General features: G+C 72.5%; 14 protein-coding genes. 4 read left to right on the top strand and 10 right to left on the bottom strand.

All coding sequences use genetic code 11. The features are described from left to right. Positions 1 to 292: 292 nt before the first annotated feature. On the top strand, positions 293 to 1171 hold the full coding sequence (locus AB0F98_RS26590; protein ID WP_357740536.1) for a universal stress protein: 879 nt from the start codon (positions 293 to 295) through the stop codon (positions 1169 to 1171). A gap of 52 nt (positions 1172 to 1223) precedes the next feature. Here the strand turns inward: AB0F98_RS26590 and AB0F98_RS26595 are convergent, their stop codons facing one another. Both AB0F98_RS26595 and AB0F98_RS26600 read right to left on the bottom strand, forming a co-directional pair. Continuing rightward, entirely contained in the window at positions 1224 to 1847 is a 624-nt protein-coding gene (locus tag AB0F98_RS26595) for an FMN reductase (protein ID WP_355149792.1), read from the bottom strand. Then, the gene (locus AB0F98_RS26600) at positions 1844 to 2983 is read right to left on the bottom strand and encodes an LLM class flavin-dependent oxidoreductase (RefSeq protein WP_357740541.1); all 1140 of its coding nucleotides are present in this window, start codon (positions 2981 to 2983) and stop codon (positions 1844 to 1846) included. Before AB0F98_RS26600 ends, AB0F98_RS26595 begins: the two co-directional genes overlap by 4 nt. 225 nt (positions 2984 to 3208) lie before the next feature. Between AB0F98_RS26600 and AB0F98_RS26605 the strand changes: the two genes are divergently transcribed. The 3 genes from AB0F98_RS26605 to AB0F98_RS26615 all read left to right on the top strand — a co-directional run bounded on the left by AB0F98_RS26605 (position 3209) and on the right by AB0F98_RS26615 (position 5117). Next, complete coding sequence (locus tag AB0F98_RS26605) at positions 3209 to 3829, top strand: DNA-3-methyladenine glycosylase (RefSeq protein WP_357740544.1); 621 nt, start codon at positions 3209 to 3211, stop codon at positions 3827 to 3829. A gap of 267 nt (positions 3830 to 4096) precedes the next feature. Beyond that, the gene (locus tag AB0F98_RS26610) at positions 4097 to 4516 is read left to right on the top strand and encodes a DNA-binding protein (protein WP_357740546.1); all 420 of its coding nucleotides are present in this window, start codon (positions 4097 to 4099) and stop codon (positions 4514 to 4516) included. Positions 4517 to 4763: 247 nt separating this feature from the next. After that, positions 4764 to 5117 carry an MmcQ/YjbR family DNA-binding protein gene (locus tag AB0F98_RS26615; protein ID WP_357740548.1) on the top strand — a complete coding sequence of 118 codons (354 nt, stop codon included), beginning with the start codon at positions 4764 to 4766 and terminating at the stop codon, positions 5115 to 5117. A gap of 96 nt (positions 5118 to 5213) precedes the next feature. Here the strand turns inward: AB0F98_RS26615 and argH are convergent, their stop codons facing one another. The 8 genes from argH to argC all read right to left on the bottom strand — a co-directional run bounded on the left by argH (position 5214) and on the right by argC (position 13877). After that, positions 5214 to 6677, bottom strand: a complete 1464-nt coding sequence (gene argH, locus AB0F98_RS26620) for an argininosuccinate lyase (RefSeq protein WP_357740757.1) — start codon at positions 6675 to 6677, stop codon at positions 5214 to 5216. 142 nt (positions 6678 to 6819) lie between these two features. Continuing rightward, a complete protein-coding gene (locus tag AB0F98_RS26625; RefSeq protein WP_357740550.1) occupies positions 6820 to 8025 on the bottom strand; it encodes an argininosuccinate synthase in 1206 nt (401 codons plus the stop codon). Then, the gene (locus AB0F98_RS26630) at positions 8022 to 8537 is read right to left on the bottom strand and encodes an arginine repressor (protein WP_357740552.1); all 516 of its coding nucleotides are present in this window, start codon (positions 8535 to 8537) and stop codon (positions 8022 to 8024) included. Before AB0F98_RS26630 ends, AB0F98_RS26625 begins: the two co-directional genes overlap by 4 nt. Beyond that, positions 8534 to 9511, bottom strand: coding sequence for an ornithine carbamoyltransferase (gene argF, locus AB0F98_RS26635; RefSeq protein WP_357740554.1), 978 nt, complete (start codon positions 9509 to 9511; stop codon positions 8534 to 8536). Before argF ends, AB0F98_RS26630 begins: the two co-directional genes overlap by 4 nt. After that, entirely contained in the window at positions 9508 to 10764 is a 1257-nt protein-coding gene (locus tag AB0F98_RS26640) for an acetylornithine transaminase (protein WP_357740556.1), read from the bottom strand. The genes argF and AB0F98_RS26640 overlap by 4 nt, the downstream gene beginning before the upstream one ends. Continuing rightward, the gene (gene argB / locus AB0F98_RS26645) at positions 10761 to 11648 is read right to left on the bottom strand and encodes an acetylglutamate kinase (RefSeq protein ID WP_357740559.1); all 888 of its coding nucleotides are present in this window, start codon (positions 11646 to 11648) and stop codon (positions 10761 to 10763) included. Before argB ends, AB0F98_RS26640 begins: the two co-directional genes overlap by 4 nt. A gap of 58 nt (positions 11649 to 11706) precedes the next feature. Then, entirely contained in the window at positions 11707 to 12879 is a 1173-nt protein-coding gene (gene argJ, locus AB0F98_RS26650) for a bifunctional glutamate N-acetyltransferase/amino-acid acetyltransferase ArgJ (protein ID WP_357740562.1), read from the bottom strand. After that, positions 12876 to 13877, bottom strand: coding sequence for an N-acetyl-gamma-glutamyl-phosphate reductase (argC, locus tag AB0F98_RS26655; RefSeq protein WP_357740565.1), 1002 nt, complete (start codon positions 13875 to 13877; stop codon positions 12876 to 12878). Before argC ends, argJ begins: the two co-directional genes overlap by 4 nt. Between the last annotated feature and the right edge of the window lie 152 nt (positions 13878 to 14029).

Genomic DNA, 14029 nt, shown 5'->3' on the forward strand with positions numbered 1-14029 from the left:
CGTGCGCCCCGGCCGCGGCGTGGGGGGGGGCGGGGGGGGGGGGGGTGCTCCCGCGCGCCGGGGGGGCCCCCGGCCCGCCCCCCCCGCCGCGCCCCCCCCCACGGCCGCTTGTCGTCGTGGCCGCGCCCGCTCGGCGTGCGGTGGCCGGCGACCGTGGCTGCTCTCGGCGGGTCGGTGCAGGTCCGGCGTGTCGCGGGTGCGACTTGCCCGGCACCGGCGCCGGACGGGTGGGAAATCCCGCGGGCGGGTACGACCACGCCGACAATGACCTGGTCGAGCGTTGGGAGGCCGAATGAACCGACCCGTCGTGGTGGGAGTGGACGGATCTCCGGCGAGCCTCGTCGCGGCCGAGGAGGCGGCCCGTGCGGCGGCGCGGCGGCAGCTTCCGCTGCACCTGGTGCACGGGTACCTGCATCCGCTCGGCTACGGGGTGCCGCTCAATCCGTACGACCTGGGTGTGCCGGCGCCGACCGGGGCCGCGCAGCAGATGTTGGAGCGGACGGCGGCGGAGCTGGCCGGCGACCGGCCTGGGCTGCACGTCGAGGTACGGCAGGTGGCCGGTGGCCCGGCCGCAGCCCTCGTCGAGGAGTCCCACCACGCGGAACTGGTGGTGGTGGGCAGCCGGGGCCTGGGCGGCTTCACCGGTCTGCTGCTCGGCTCGGTGGGCGCGCAGGTCGTCGCGCACGCGCACTGCCCGGTGCTGGTGGTACGCCCGGCCGACGGGCCGGTGCCCGTGCTGGGCCCGGTGCTCGTCGGCGTCGACGGATCGGAGTCCGCGTCGTTGGCGGTCCGCTATGCCACCGAGGAGGCCGTCCGGCGCGGCGCCGAGCTGGTGCTCGTGCACGTGGCGACAGGTGAGCGTGCCGATGCGGTGGGGGCGCAGACCCGGCGGGCGGGCGGGGCGACGTCCCCGGAAGAGGAGCCGCTGGTCGCCGCCGTCGCCGCGGCCCGGGCCGAGCACCCCGACCTGGCCGTCACTGGCCGGACGGTCCGTGCGGCGTCGGCCGAGCAGGCGCTGATCGAGGCGAGCCGGGACGCGGCGCTGGTGGTGGTGGGCACCCAGGGCCGGGGCGGCTTCACCGGCATGCTGCTCGGCTCGGTGAGCCAGGCGCTGGTGCAGCACGCCCACTGCCCGGTGCTCGTCGCCCACCCGTATCGACGGGCGGGCTGACGAGCGTCGCGTGGCCGCCCTCGACGTACCCGTCGGCGGCGCGGCCCCGGGGTCAGGGTTCGCGCCGGTTGAGCAGCTCCTCGAAGCTGGTCGTCAGCGCGAACGGGTCGGACGGCCCGGTGGACACCGGCCGCCGGTGCACCTGCTCGGCGAGTTCGGCGGCGGCCCGCTCGATCCGGGACCGCAGCGCGGCGTCGGCCGTCCCGCTCGCCCAGTCCTCCGGGGCGGCGAAGACCGATGTCGGCACCACCACCGCGTGCAGGTAGGCGAAAAGCGGTCGCATCGCGTGCTCCATGGCCAGTGAGTGCCGGGCGGTGCCGCCGGTCGCGGCGATCAGCACCGGTCGGTCCGTCAACGCGTCCGCCTCGATCAGATCGAAGAAGGACTTGAACAGCCCGTTGTAGGACGCGTTGAAGATCGGCGTGACCGCGATCACTCCGTCGGCGCCGGTCACCGTGTCGAGCACCGCACGCAGCGACTCGGACGGAAAACCGGTGATCAGGTGGTTCGTCACGTCGTGGGCGTGCTCGCGCAGGACGACGTGACGCAGTTCGGCGGTCTCGCCCCGGCCGACCAGCTCGTCGCGCGTGGCGGCGGCGAGCTGGTCGGCGAGCAGTCGGGTCGAGGACGGCTGGCTGAGGCCGGCCGAGACCACAGCGAGGGTGCGCTGGGTCATCGGTTCGCCTCCGGCGCCTTGCCCGTCACGTCGTCGACGGCGTGGACGGTGCTGTCCTTGGCTCCGCCCGCCTTGGCGACGAGCGAGGCGTGGGTGGGCGCCTCCGGCACGTGCGCCGGACGCAGCGAGTCGAACTCCTTGCGCAGCACGGGGATGACCTCCTCGCCGAGGATGTCGAGCTGCTCCAGCACGGTCTTCAGCGGCAACCCGGCGTGGTCGATGAGGAAGAGCTGACGCTGGTAGTCGCCCACGTAGTCGCGGAAGGACAGCGTGCGGTCGATCACCTGCTGCGGGCTGCCGACGGTCAGCGGGGTCTCCGTGGTGAACTCCTCGAGCGACGGCCCGTGCCCGTAGACCGGGGCGTTGTCGAAGTACGGCCGGAACTCACGTACCGCGTCCTGCGAGTTCTTCCGCATGAAGACCTGTCCGCCGAGGCCGACGATGGCCTGGTCGGCGGAGCCGTGGCCGTAGTGCTCGAAGCGCTGCCGGTAGAGGTTGACCAGCCGCTGGGTGTGCTCCTTCGGCCAGAAGATGTGGTTGTGGAAGAAGCCGTCACCGTAGTACGCGGCCTGCTCGGCGATCTCGGGGCTGCGGATCGAGCCGTGCCACACGAACGGCGGTACGCCGTCGAGCGGGCGAGGCGTCGAGGTGAACGACTGCAGCGGGCTGCGGAAGCGTCCCTTCCAGTCGACCACGTCCTCCCGCCACAGCCGGTGCAGCAGGTCGTAGTTCTCGATGGCGAGCGGGATGCCGTTGCGGATGTCCTGGCCGAACCACGGGTAGACCGGGCCGGTGTTGCCGCGGCCCATCATCAGGTCGACCCGACCGTCGGACAGGTGCTGCAGCATCGCGTAGTCCTCCGCGATCTTCACCGGGTCGTTGGTGGTGATCAGCGTGGTCGCGGTGGAGAGCATCAGCCGCTCGGTACGCGCCGCGATGTAACCGAGGATGGTCGTCGGCGACGAGGGCACGAACGGCGGGTTGTGGTGCTCGCCCGTGGCGAACACGTCGAGCCCCACCTCTTCGGCCTTCAACGCGATGGCCACCATCGCCTTGATCCGCTCATGCTCGGTCGGCTCCCGACCGTTGGTCGGGTCGACAGTTACGTCACCGACGGTGAAGACTCCGAACTGCATGACATGCTCCTCGGGTTGTTGGCCGCGGCCCGGCGGCCGTTACGCACCCGACAACATACTTGACGACTCAATAATTCCAACAATGGACCACCATGGTGGTGGCCGTCACCCCACCGGTCGCGGGTCCTTGCGGCGGCCAAGGACTACCCCGCTCGAAGCCACTCACGCTGCCCGCCAGCACCGCCGAATCTCGCGCGGCGACTCCCCCGGTACCCTTGCCCCACGATGACGTACCCCTGGCTCCAGGCACCTGCCGCACAGGTCGAGACGACCGCCCGAACCCTGCTCGGCTGGACCGTGTCGGCCAACGGCGTCCGGATCCGGCTCACCGAGGTCGAGGCGTACGCCGGCACCGGCGAGGATCCGGCCTCACACGCCCACCGGGGGCCGACGCCACGCAACGAGGTCATGTTCGGACCGGCGGGACACGTCTACGTGTACTTCGTGTTCGGTATGCACTGGTGCATGAACATCGTGTGCGGCCGTGAGGGTGAGGCCGCCGCCGTCCTGCTGCGCGCCGGAGCGGTGACCGAAGGGCTGGAGATCGCCCGGGAGCGCCGCGGCAACGCCCCGGATCGTGACCTCGCTCGCGGTCCGGCACGGCTCGTCACGGCGCTCGGACTCGGCCGCGACGCCAACGGCACGTCGGCCCTGGACGGCTCCGGGCCGATGCTCCTGACCCCGCCGCCGGTGCCCGTCGACCCGTCCCTGATCGCCGCCGGACCGCGCGTCGGAGTCGCTGCGGCACACGACACACCCTGGCGGTTCTGGCTGGTGGGCGAGGAGAGTGTGAGCCCGTACCGGCGCCACGTCCCGCGCCGCCGCCGGCCCGTCCTGCCGGTCTGAGCTGCCGGTTCCGCGATCGGGTCGGCCCGGCCGGCCGCCACGCCCAGCACAGCATCGCCGACGCGTCTCCGCTGCGCCGCCCGCGGTTGCGGGTGGTGGCCCCACCTCCGGCGACACCTGGACGGCCGCCCGGAACGGGAGGTCTGCGGAGAGGAAGTCCGCCGGCATCGGCTGCTCGGAAAACGTGGCTGGCCCTGGACTGCCTCGGACCCTCGATCTTCAACAAGCTGTTGACAAGGAAGTGTTACTAGGGGTCCAATGGACGGCATGGCCACGTTGAACAACGATCCGTTCACCGCCCCGGACGCTGCCCAGGCTCGCGCCCACCGCAACTACGCGGCGCTGCTGCGCATCGCGGAACGGCATGCGGGCACCGACGCCCGCCGCCGGCGGTACGCCCACCCCGACGTCCCGGACGCCTACGAATCGGCGACCCTGGTGATGGCGCTCGCGGGCGGGGCGGAACTGGAACCGGGTGAGGAACCGGTCGACCAGGCCGACCTGATGGCCGCGCTCACCCTGATCCCGCACGTCCGGACAGAGGTGGACGTGCTGGAGACCGGCCTCTTGCAGGCGGCCCGCGGCCGCGGAATGACCTGGCAGGCGATCGCCTTCGGGCTCGGCCTGGGCAGCGCGCAGGCCGCGCAGCAGCGCTACGACCGCCTCACCGCGCGCACCGCCGACTAAGGCCTGTTTCATAGACCGTGCCCGGCCAGGTGAGGACCGGCGCGTTGTCGGCCGTCCGGGTACAACACCGGTGTCCGGACGAACCTCCGCCTTGCCGGACCGCCGCCGGGGCCTCGGCTCGCTCGGCCGAGCCTTATGAAACAGGCCTTAAGGGCGGCGGATCCTGGTACGCCCGGACCTTCAGCCGGCACTTGCAGGCCAGGTTCCATCAAGACCGCAGTGGGAGCCGACCCGACAGGAGAGCGTGATGCGACGCGAGGAGATGCTGGCGTACTGCCTGGCGAAGCCCGGTGCCTGGCTGGACCAGCCGTGGGAGGACGACGAGGTGGTCAAGGTGGGCAGCCGGATCTTCGCGTTCCTCGGCTCTCTCAAGACCGACCCCACTGTGGGCGTGAAGTGCGGCCCGAGCCGGGAGGCGGCCGACGAATGGCTGCACCGACACCCGGCGGACGCCCGGGTGATGCCCTACATCGGACGGTCCGGCTGGAACACTCTCCGGCTCGACGGCGGGATCGACGACGAGGAGCTGATCGAGGCGGTCGACGCGTCGTACGACGCGGTGGTGGCGAAGCTGCCGAAGCGGGAACGGCCCACCGGCTGAACGGCCCCGGCGCCGAGCGGATTCAGGGAAGCTGCCGTCCCGGCGAACGCTGAGGCGGCAGCTTCCCTGATGTCATGCGGATCCGGGCAGCCGGGCTCAGCGGGGAACGACCCGCTCGGCGGCCCACTCCCGCCAGCCGGCCAGCTTGTCGGCAGCGGTGGCCAGCTGGTCCGCCACCGGCCCGGGGCCGGTGGAGCCGGGCGTGGTCCGGGCGGCGAGCGCCGAACGGACGGAGAGCACGTCACGCACCGACGGGTCGAGATGCTCGCTGACCGCGGCCAGGTCGGCGTCGGAGACCTCGTCCAGCGCGCAGTCGCGGGCCACACAGAGCGCGACCAGCCGCCCGGTGATCTCATGCGCGTCGCGGAACGGCACGCCCCTGCGGACGAGCCAGTCGGCGACCTCGGTGGCCAGCGAATACCCCACCGGAGCGGCGGCGACCAGCCGGTCGACCCGTACCGTCATCGTGGAGATCATCCCCGCGAGGGCCGGCAGCAGCAGCTCAAGCGTGTCGACCGCGTCGAAGGCCGGCTCCTTGTCCTCCTGCATGTCCCGGTCGTAGGTCATCGGCAGGCCCTTGAGCATGGTGAGCACGCTCATCAGCCCGCCGACCAGCCGGCCGGACTTACCGCGGGCCAGCTCAGCGATGTCCGCGTTCTTCTTCTGCGGCATGATCGAGGAGCCGGTGGCGAACGCGTCGTCCAGCTCCACCCAGCCGAACTCGTGCGACGTCCAGAGCACCACCTCCTCGCCGAGGCGGGACAGGTGCACCCCGATCATCGCGGTGACGAAGAGGAACTCGGCGACGAAGTCCCGGTCGGCGACCGCGTCCATCGAGTTGGCGAACGACGTGCGGAAGCCCAGCTCCTTGGAGACCGCCACCGGATCCAGCGGCAGACCCGAGCCGGCGAGCGCGCCCGCGCCGAGCGGGCTGATCGCGGCCCGCTCGTCCCAGTCGCGCATCCGCTCCAGATCCCGCAGCAGCGGCTGAACGTGGGCGAGCAGCCAGTGGCCGAAGGTGACCGGCTGCGCGTGCTGAAGGTGCGTCATGCCGGGAGCGGCCGTGTCCACGTGCCGCTCGGCCTGCTCGACCAACGCCTCCGCCAGCTCCACCAGCCGGGCGGCCACGCCCCGCGCGTGGTCGCGCAGGTAGAGCCGCAGATCGGTGGCGACCTGGTCGTTGCGCGACCGGCCGGCGCGAAGCTTCCCGCCCAGGCTGCCGAGCCGCTCCAACAGGCCGCGCTCCAGCGCGGTGTGCACGTCCTCGTCGTCCACCGTCGGGCGGAACTGCCCCGAGGCGCAGGCCGCCTCCAGGTCGTCCAGCGCCGCGAGGATCTTCCCCAGTTCCTCCGGGTCGAGCAGGCCGGCGCCGGCCAGGACCCGGGCGTGCGCCCGAGAGCCGGCGATGTCGTACGGGGCCAGCCGCCAGTCGAACTGCACGCTCACCGACAGCCGGGCCAGGGCCTCCGCGGGGCCGCCGGCGAACCGGCCGCCCCACAGGCTCGTCCGATTCGTGGCGGCGCTGTTCTCGGTCAGGCTCTTGTCGTCCACCGGACCCATTGTGGCAGTGCTCACCTTTCGCTCCCGACTGCGGGGCTCACTCGCTGCGCTCGCTCACTCCTCGCGTTCGCAGTGCTCACCTCCCGCCTCCCGACTGCGGGGCTCACTCGCTGCGCTCGCTCACTCCTCGCGTTCGCAGTGCTCACCGTTCGCCGAGCCGGGCGTCCCGGGCCGCGGCCATCCGGCTGGGCAGACCCCACAGCTGCACGAAACCCTTGGCGAGGGACTGGTCGAACGTGTCGCCGGTGTCGTAGGTGGCCATGCCGAAGTCGTACAGGCTGGCCTCGGAGCGCCGGCCGGTGACGGTGGCCCGACCGCCGTGCAGGGTCAGCCGCACCTCGCCGGTGACGTGCCGCTGGGCGTCGTCGATGAACGCGTCCAGCGACCGCTTCAGCGGGGAGAACCAGAGGCCGTCGTAGACGAGCTCGCCCCAACGCTGGTCGACACCGCGCTTGAACCGGGCCAGGTCCCGCTCGACGGTCACGTTCTCCAGCTCCTGGTGAGCCGTGATCAGCGCGATCGCGCCCGGCGCCTCGTACACCTCACGGCTCTTGATGCCCACCAGACGGTCCTCGACCATGTCGAGCCGGCCAACACCCTGCGCGCCCGCCCGCCGATTCAGCTCCAGGATCGCCTGGTACGGCGTGACCGTCTCACCGTCCACGGCGACCGGCACACCCGCGTCGAACGTGATGACGACCTCGTCGGCGTCGCGAGGCTCGCTCGGGTCGGCCGTGTAGGAGTACAGGTCCTCGATCGGCCCGTTCCAGATGTCCTCCAGGAAGCCGGTCTCCACCGCGCGGCCGAACAGGTTCTGGTCGATGGAGTACGGCGACTTGGCCGACACGTCGATCGGCAGCCCCTTCTCCTCGGCGAACGCGATCGCCTTGTCCCGGGTCCAGGCGTAGTCCCGGGCCGGAGCGATGATCCTCAGGTCGGGTGCGAGCGCGCCCAGGCCGACCTCGAAGCGGACCTGGTCGTTGCCCTTGCCGGTGCAGCCGTGCGACACGATCGTGCCGCCGTGCTTGCGCGCCGCGGTCACCAGGTGCTTGACGATCAGCGGCCGGGACAACGCGGAGACCAGCGGGTAACGGTCCATGTAGAGGGCGTTGGCGCGGATAGCCGGCAGGCAGTACTCGGCGGCGAACTCGTCGCGCGCGTCCACCACCTCGGACTCCACGGCGCCGCAGTCCAGGGCCCGCTGCCGGATGACGTTCATGTCCTCGCCGCCCTGGCCGACGTCGACCGCGACCGCGATCACCTCGGCGCCGGTCTGCTCGGCCAGGTACGGAATGGCGACGGAGGTGTCCAGACCCCCGGAGTACGCCAGGACGACCCGCTCGGTCATGGTGTGTTGCTCCCTTCAACGTTCTCTTCGCGGCGGGCCCAGCCGGCGAGTTTCTCGCCGAGCACGGCTCCACCGTCGGCCTCGCGGGCCACGACGAGGATGGTGTCGTCGCCGGCGATCGTGCCGACGACCTCGGGCAGGCCCGCTCGGTCCAACGCGCTGGCCAGGTAGTGCGCTGCGCCCGGCGGGGTCCGCAGCACGGCGATGTTGCCGCTGGAGTCGACCCCGTTGAGCAGCTCGTGCAGCAGCCGCACCAGGCGGGCCGGGGCGGCCTCGGCGTCACGCAGCGGCCGGTGGCCGTCCTCCGGGATCACGTAGACGCCACGTCCGTCGCCGCCGCGCACGGTCGCCGCGCCGAGTTCCTTCAGGTCCCGGGAGAGGGTGGCCTGGGTGACCTGGATGCCGTCACCGGCGAGCAGGTCGGCCAGCTCGGGCTGCGAGTGGATCGCCTTGTCCCGGATCAGCTCGACGATGCGGGCGTGCCGGGCGGCGCGAGTCAGCGGGGCGGTCATGTGGTCTCCCTGGTCACGGTGGCGTCGGGCGCCGCCGCGTCCGGGGCCGGGGGCGTGGCCTCGATGAGGAACGTGAGCAGCGCCTTCTGGGCGTGCAGCCGATTCTCCGCCTGATCGAAGACCGCGCTCTGCGGGCCGTCGAGCACCTCGTCGGTGATCTCCTCGCCCCGGTGCGCGGGCAGGCAGTGCAGCACGATCGCGCCCGGCGCCGCCTGCGCGAGCAGCTCGGCGTTGACCTGGTACGGCAGGAACGGCGTGTTGCGGTCCAGCCCGTCGTCCTCCTGCCCCATCGAGGTCCAGGTGTCGGTGGCGATCACGTCGGCCCCCTTGACCGCCTCGGCCGGGTCGGTCAGCACACTCACCGAACCGCCGGTGCCGACCGCGATCTCCGCGGCCCGGGCCACCACCACCGGATCGGCGGAGAACCCGACCGGCCCGGCCACCCGTACGTGCATGCCGGCGGTCGCCCCCGCGAGCAGGTACGAGTTGGCCATGTTGTTGGCTGCGTCGCCGACGTACGCGAGGGTCCGGCCGGCGGTGCCGCCGAAGCGTTCCCGGACGGTGAGCAGGTCGGCCAGGAGCTGGCACGGGTGGTAGCCGTCGGTGAGCGCGTTGACCACCGGCACGCTCGCCCCGACGGCGATCTCGGCGATGCGATCGTCGCCGTAGGTGCGCATCACGATCGCCGTGACGTAGCGGGAGAGCACCCGGGCGGCGTCGGCGAGGGTCTCGCCCCGGCCGAAGTGGGTGCCCTGTGTGTCCACGATGAGCGGGTGACCGCCCAGCTCGGCGATGCCGACGTCGAAGGAGGTCCGGGTACGCAGGCTCTGCTTGTCGAAGAGCACCGCCACCGAACGGGGCCCGGTCAGCGGCTGGTACCGGAACCGGTCCGCCTTCATCCGGGCGGCGAGCTCCAGCACCGTCGCCTGCTCGGCGGGGCTCAGGTCGTCGTCACGCAGGAAGTGCCGGATCATGCCGTCGTCTCCGGGGCGGTCGTGGTGGTCATCGGGGAAACCGTCGAGGGGGCGACCCCGGACGGGGACCGGTCCGTGGCGGCGGCGGGCGCGGTGGTGTCGAGGGCGGCGGGAAGGGCCGCCAGGAACGCGTCCACCTGTTCCGCGGTGAGGATCAGCGGCGGGGCGAGCCGGAGCACGTCCGGCTGCACCGGGTTCACCAGGAAACCGGCCTCGCGCAGCGCCTCGGCGAGCACCCGCGACACCGGCGCGGTGAGCACCACGCCGAGCAGCAGGCCGGCTCCGCGTACGCCGGAGACGAGCGGGTGACCGAGCGCCTCGACACCCCGGCGCAGTCGCTCGCCGACCCGCTTGACGTGGTCGAGCAGGCCCTCGTGCGCGATGGTGCTCACCACCGCGAGCGCGGCGGCGCAGCTGACCGGGTTGCCGCCGAACGTGGTGCCGTGCGAGCCGGGGGTGAGCAGCTCGGCCGCGCGGCCGAAGGCCAGCGTGGCACCGAGCGGCAGCCCACCGCCGAGGCCCTTGGCCAGCGTGACCAGGTCCGGTTCCACGCTCTCGGCCTGGTGGGCGAACCAGTGCCCGGTACGCCCGATGCCGGTCTGCACCTCGTCGAGCACCAGCAGCGCGCCGTGCCGCGCGGTGATCCGCCGGGCCGCGGCGAGGTAGCCGGCCGGCGGCACGACGACGCCGCTCTCACCCTGGATGGGCTCCAGGATCACCATCGCGGTGGCGTCGGTGACGGCCGCCTCCAGCGCGGCCACGTCGCCGTACCCGACGTGGGTGACCTCGCCGGGCAGCGGGCGGAACGGGTCGGTCTTGGCCGGCTGCCCGGTGAGCGCGAGGGCGCCCATGGTCCGGCCGTGGAAGCCGCCCGACGTGGCGACCATATGGGTACGACCGGTCATCCGGGAGATCTTGAACGCCGCCTCGTTTGCCTCCGCGCCCGAGTTGGCGAAGAAGACCCGGCCGGGGCGGCCGGCGAGCGCGAGCAGCAGCTCGGCCAGGGCGACCGGCGGCTCGGCGACGTAGAGGTTGGAGACGTGACCGAGTGTCGCGACCTGCTTCGACACGGCAGCGACCACGGCGGGGTGGGCGTGGCCGAGGGCGTTGACCGCGATACCGCCGACCAGGTCGACGTACTCCCGGCCGTCCTCGTCGACCACGACGGCGCCGGAGCCCGCGACCAGGGCCAGCGGCGGAGTGCCGTAGTTGTCCATCATGGACTGGCTCCACCGCTGCACCAGCGTGCTCATGACTCGATCACCATCGTTCCGAACCCTTCCGAGGTGAAGACCTCCAGCAACGTGGAGTGGGCGACCCTGCCGTCGACGACGTGCGCGGCGGGCACTCCCCCGCGCACCGCCCGCAGGCAGGCCTCCATCTTGGGCACCATCCCCGACTCGAGTGTGGGCAGCAGCTTCGCCAGATCGTCGGCGTCGATCTCGGAGATCAGGCTCGTGGTGTCCGGCCAGTTCGCGTAGAGGCCGGCGACGTCGGTGAGCACGACCAGCTTGCGGGCCTCCAGCGCGATCGCGAGCGCGGCGGCGGCGGTGTCCGCGTTGAGGTTGTGCAGCACCCCGTCGGCGTCCGGCGCGACGGTCGAGATCACCGGGATCCGCCCGGCCGCTATGAGGTCGGTGACCGCGGAGACGTCGACCGACTCCACGTCACCCACCTGGCCGACGTCGACCGGTTCGCCGTCCACGTACGCCGGGCGGCGCACCGCCGTGAACAGTCCCGCGTCCTCGCCGGAGAGTCCGACCGCGAACGGGCCGTGCGCGTTGATCAGCCCGACCAGTTCCCGCCCGACCTGACCGACCAGCACCATCCGGACGACCTGCATCGCCTCGGGGGTGGTGACCCGCAGTCCGCCGCGGAACTCGCTGACGATGCCGAGCCGGCCGAGCATGGCCGAGATCTGCGGTCCGCCGCCGTGCACGACGACCGGCTTCAGGCCGACGTAGCGCAGGAAGACCATGTCGGCCGCGAAGGCGCGCTGCAGCTCGGGATCGACCATGGCGTTGCCGCCGTACTTGATCACGACGGTCGAGCCGGAGAAGCGGGCCAGCCAGGGCAGCGCCTCGATCAGCGTGGCTGCCTTGGCCTGGGAACGGGTGAGGTCGGCGGAGAGGGTCATGCTCCTGCCCGCCTTCCGTTCGCGACCGCGGGACTCCGCTCCGCCGCGTTGCTCGCGCTCATGACGAGTAGGCCGAGTTCTCGTGGACGTACGCGTGGGAGAGGTCGTTGGTCCAGACGGTGGCCACGGCGGTCCCGGAGCGCAGGTCGATCCGGATGGTCACGTCCCGCCCGGTGAGGTCGACCTTCGAGCGGTCCTCGGCGGCGGCGCCGTCGCGGCACACCCAGACCCCGTTGACCGCGACGTCGATTCTGTCCGGTTCGAACGCGGCCTCGGTGGTGCCGACGGCGGCGAGGATCCGTCCCCAGTTCGGGTCGTTGCCGAACAGCGCGGTCTTGACCAGGTTGTTGCGGGCCACCGCGCGGCCCACCTCGACCGCGTCGTCCTCGCTCGCCGCGCCGACCACCTCGATGGCGATCTGCTTGGTGGCGCCCTCCGCGTCGGCGATGAGCTGCTGTGCCAGGTCGTGGCAGGCGGCGGTGACCGCGGCGGTCAGCTCGCCCGGGGCGGGCGTGACCCCGGACGCGCCGCTGGCCAGCAACAACACGGTGTCGTTGGTGGACATGCAGCCGTCGGAGTCGATCCGGTCGAACGTCACCCGGCACGCCTCACGCAGCGCGATGGCGAGCGTCTCGGAGTCGGCGACGGCATCGGTGGTGACGACGCACAACATGGTCGCCAGGGCCGGAGCGAGCATGCCCGCGCCCTTGGCCATTCCGCCCACGGTCCATCCGGCGCCCTGCGTCACCGTCGTCTTCGGCCGGGTGTCCGTCGTCATGATCGCCTCGGCGGCGGGGGCGCCGCCGGCCGGCGACAGCGTTCGTACGGCGTCGTCCACTCCGGCGAGCAGCGCGGTCATCGGCAGCCGCTCACCGATCAGGCCGGTCGAGCAGACCGCCACCTCACCCGCCCCGAGGTCCAGGGCCGGCTCGGCGGCGGTGAGGGCGGCGGCGACGTGCTCGGCGGTGGCGTGGGTGTCCTGGAACCCGGCCGGGCCGGTGCAGGCGTTCGCGCCACCCGAGTTGAGCACGACGGCGCGGACGGGCCCGCCGCGTACGACCTGCTGGGTCCAGAGCACCGGCGCGGCCTTCACCCGGTTGGCGGTGAAGACACCGGCGACGGCCGCGTCCGGACCGTCGTTGACCACCAGCGCCACGTCCGCGGCGCCGCTGGCCTTGAGCCCGGCGGCCACACCCGCCGCCCGGAATCCCTGCGGAGCGGTGACACTCATGGCGCCACCCCGTACACCGACAGGCCGGTGGTCTCCGGCAGGCCGAACATCAGGTTGGCGTTCTGCACGGCCTGACCGGCCGCGCCCTTGCCGAGGTTGTCGAGCGCGCTCACCACGATCAAGCGGCGGGAGTCGACGTCGACGGTGGCCTGCAGGTGGCAGGAGTTGGAGCCGAGCGTGGCGGCCGTGTGCGGCCAGCGCCCCTCGGGGAGCACGTGCACGAACGGCGCTTCGGCGTACGCCTCGGCGAGCACCGCCTGCGGGTCGACCCCGCGGGCGGGCACCGCGGTGACCGTGGCGAGGATGCCACGCGGCATCGGGGCGAGCACCGGGGTGAGGGAGAGGCCCGTCGCGCGGGTCGCCTGCTTGATCTCGGGCACGTGCTGGTGGGTGCCGACCCGGTAGGGCGACAGGTCGCCCATCACCTCGCTGGCCAGCAGGTGCGCCTTGGCGCCCCGGCCCGCGCCGGAGGTACCCGAGGCGGCGACCACGACCACGTCGTCCGGCCGGGCGGCGCCGGCGGCGATCAGCGGGGCGAGCGCCAGGCTGATGGCGGCGGCGTAGCAGCCGGTGTTGGCCACCCGCGTCGAGGAGGCGATCAGCTCGCGCTGCCCGGGCAGCTCCGGCAGGCCGTAGGTCCACTGGCCGGCGTGCGTGCCGCCGTAGTACTGCGCCCACTGGTACGGGTCGGCCAGCCGGTGGTCGGCGCCGAGGTCGACGATGCGCACCTCGGCCGGCAGCTGAGCGGCGAGCGCGGCCGACTCGCCGTGCGGCAGGGCCAGGAAGACCAGGTCCGCGTCCGCGAGGGCTTCCGGTCCCGACGCGCCGAGCACCAGGTCGAGCCCGGCCAGCTGCGGATGCACCACGTCGACCCGGTGCCCGGCCTGGCTGTGCGCGGTGGCGGCGACCAGCTCGAACTCCGGGTGCCCGGCGATCAGGCGCAGCAGCTCGCCGCCGGCGTAGCCGCTCGCTCCCCCGACCGCAACTCGGATCCCCATACTCACCTCCGCATGACTATGCAGTCAAACCTAGCAGCGGTGATCTCGGACCGCAAGTTCATGCAGTCCACTGCATGAGAATTACACAGCTGGTGGGAGCGCTCCCATCTGTCGCCGGAGTCGTCGGGCCGACTTGTGCGAACGGACTGGTC

It is taken from the genome of Micromonospora sp. NPDC023737 (assembly GCF_040639715.1).
GTDB lineage: Bacteria > Actinomycetota > Actinomycetes > Mycobacteriales > Micromonosporaceae > Micromonospora.

Bases quoted from the DNA above. Each gene is read 5' to 3' on its own strand.
- AB0F98_RS26615 (WP_357740548.1), top strand. From the start codon at position 4,764: ATGCGACGCGAGGAGATGCTGGCGTACTGCCTGGCGAAGCCCGGTGCC.
- AB0F98_RS26625 (WP_357740550.1), bottom strand. From the start codon at position 8,025: ATGACCGAGCGGGTCGTCCTGGCGTACTCCGGGGGTCTGGACACCTCC.
- AB0F98_RS26600 (WP_357740541.1), bottom strand. From the start codon at position 2,983: ATGCAGTTCGGAGTCTTCACCGTCGGTGACGTAACTGTCGACCCGACC.
- AB0F98_RS26595 (WP_355149792.1), bottom strand. From the start codon at position 1,847: ATGACCCAGCGCACCCTCGCTGTGGTCTCGGCCGGCCTCAGCCAGCCG.
- argB (WP_357740559.1), bottom strand. From the start codon at position 11,648: ATGACCCTCTCCGCCGACCTCACCCGTTCCCAGGCCAAGGCAGCCACG.
- AB0F98_RS26630 (WP_357740552.1), bottom strand. From the start codon at position 8,537: ATGACCGCCCCGCTGACTCGCGCCGCCCGGCACGCCCGCATCGTCGAG.
- AB0F98_RS26640 (WP_357740556.1), bottom strand. From the start codon at position 10,764: ATGAGCACGCTGGTGCAGCGGTGGAGCCAGTCCATGATGGACAACTAC.
- argH (WP_357740757.1), bottom strand. From the start codon at position 6,677: ATGGGTCCGGTGGACGACAAGAGCCTGACCGAGAACAGCGCCGCCACG.
- AB0F98_RS26605 (WP_357740544.1), top strand. From the start codon at position 3,209: ATGACGTACCCCTGGCTCCAGGCACCTGCCGCACAGGTCGAGACGACC.
- argF (WP_357740554.1), bottom strand. From the start codon at position 9,511: ATGATCCGGCACTTCCTGCGTGACGACGACCTGAGCCCCGCCGAGCAG.
- argJ (WP_357740562.1), bottom strand. From the start codon at position 12,879: ATGAGTGTCACCGCTCCGCAGGGATTCCGGGCGGCGGGTGTGGCCGCC.
- argC (WP_357740565.1), bottom strand. From the start codon at position 13,877: ATGGGGATCCGAGTTGCGGTCGGGGGAGCGAGCGGCTACGCCGGCGGC.
- AB0F98_RS26610 (WP_357740546.1), top strand. From the start codon at position 4,097: ATGGCCACGTTGAACAACGATCCGTTCACCGCCCCGGACGCTGCCCAG.
- AB0F98_RS26590 (WP_357740536.1), top strand. From the start codon at position 293: ATGAACCGACCCGTCGTGGTGGGAGTGGACGGATCTCCGGCGAGCCTC.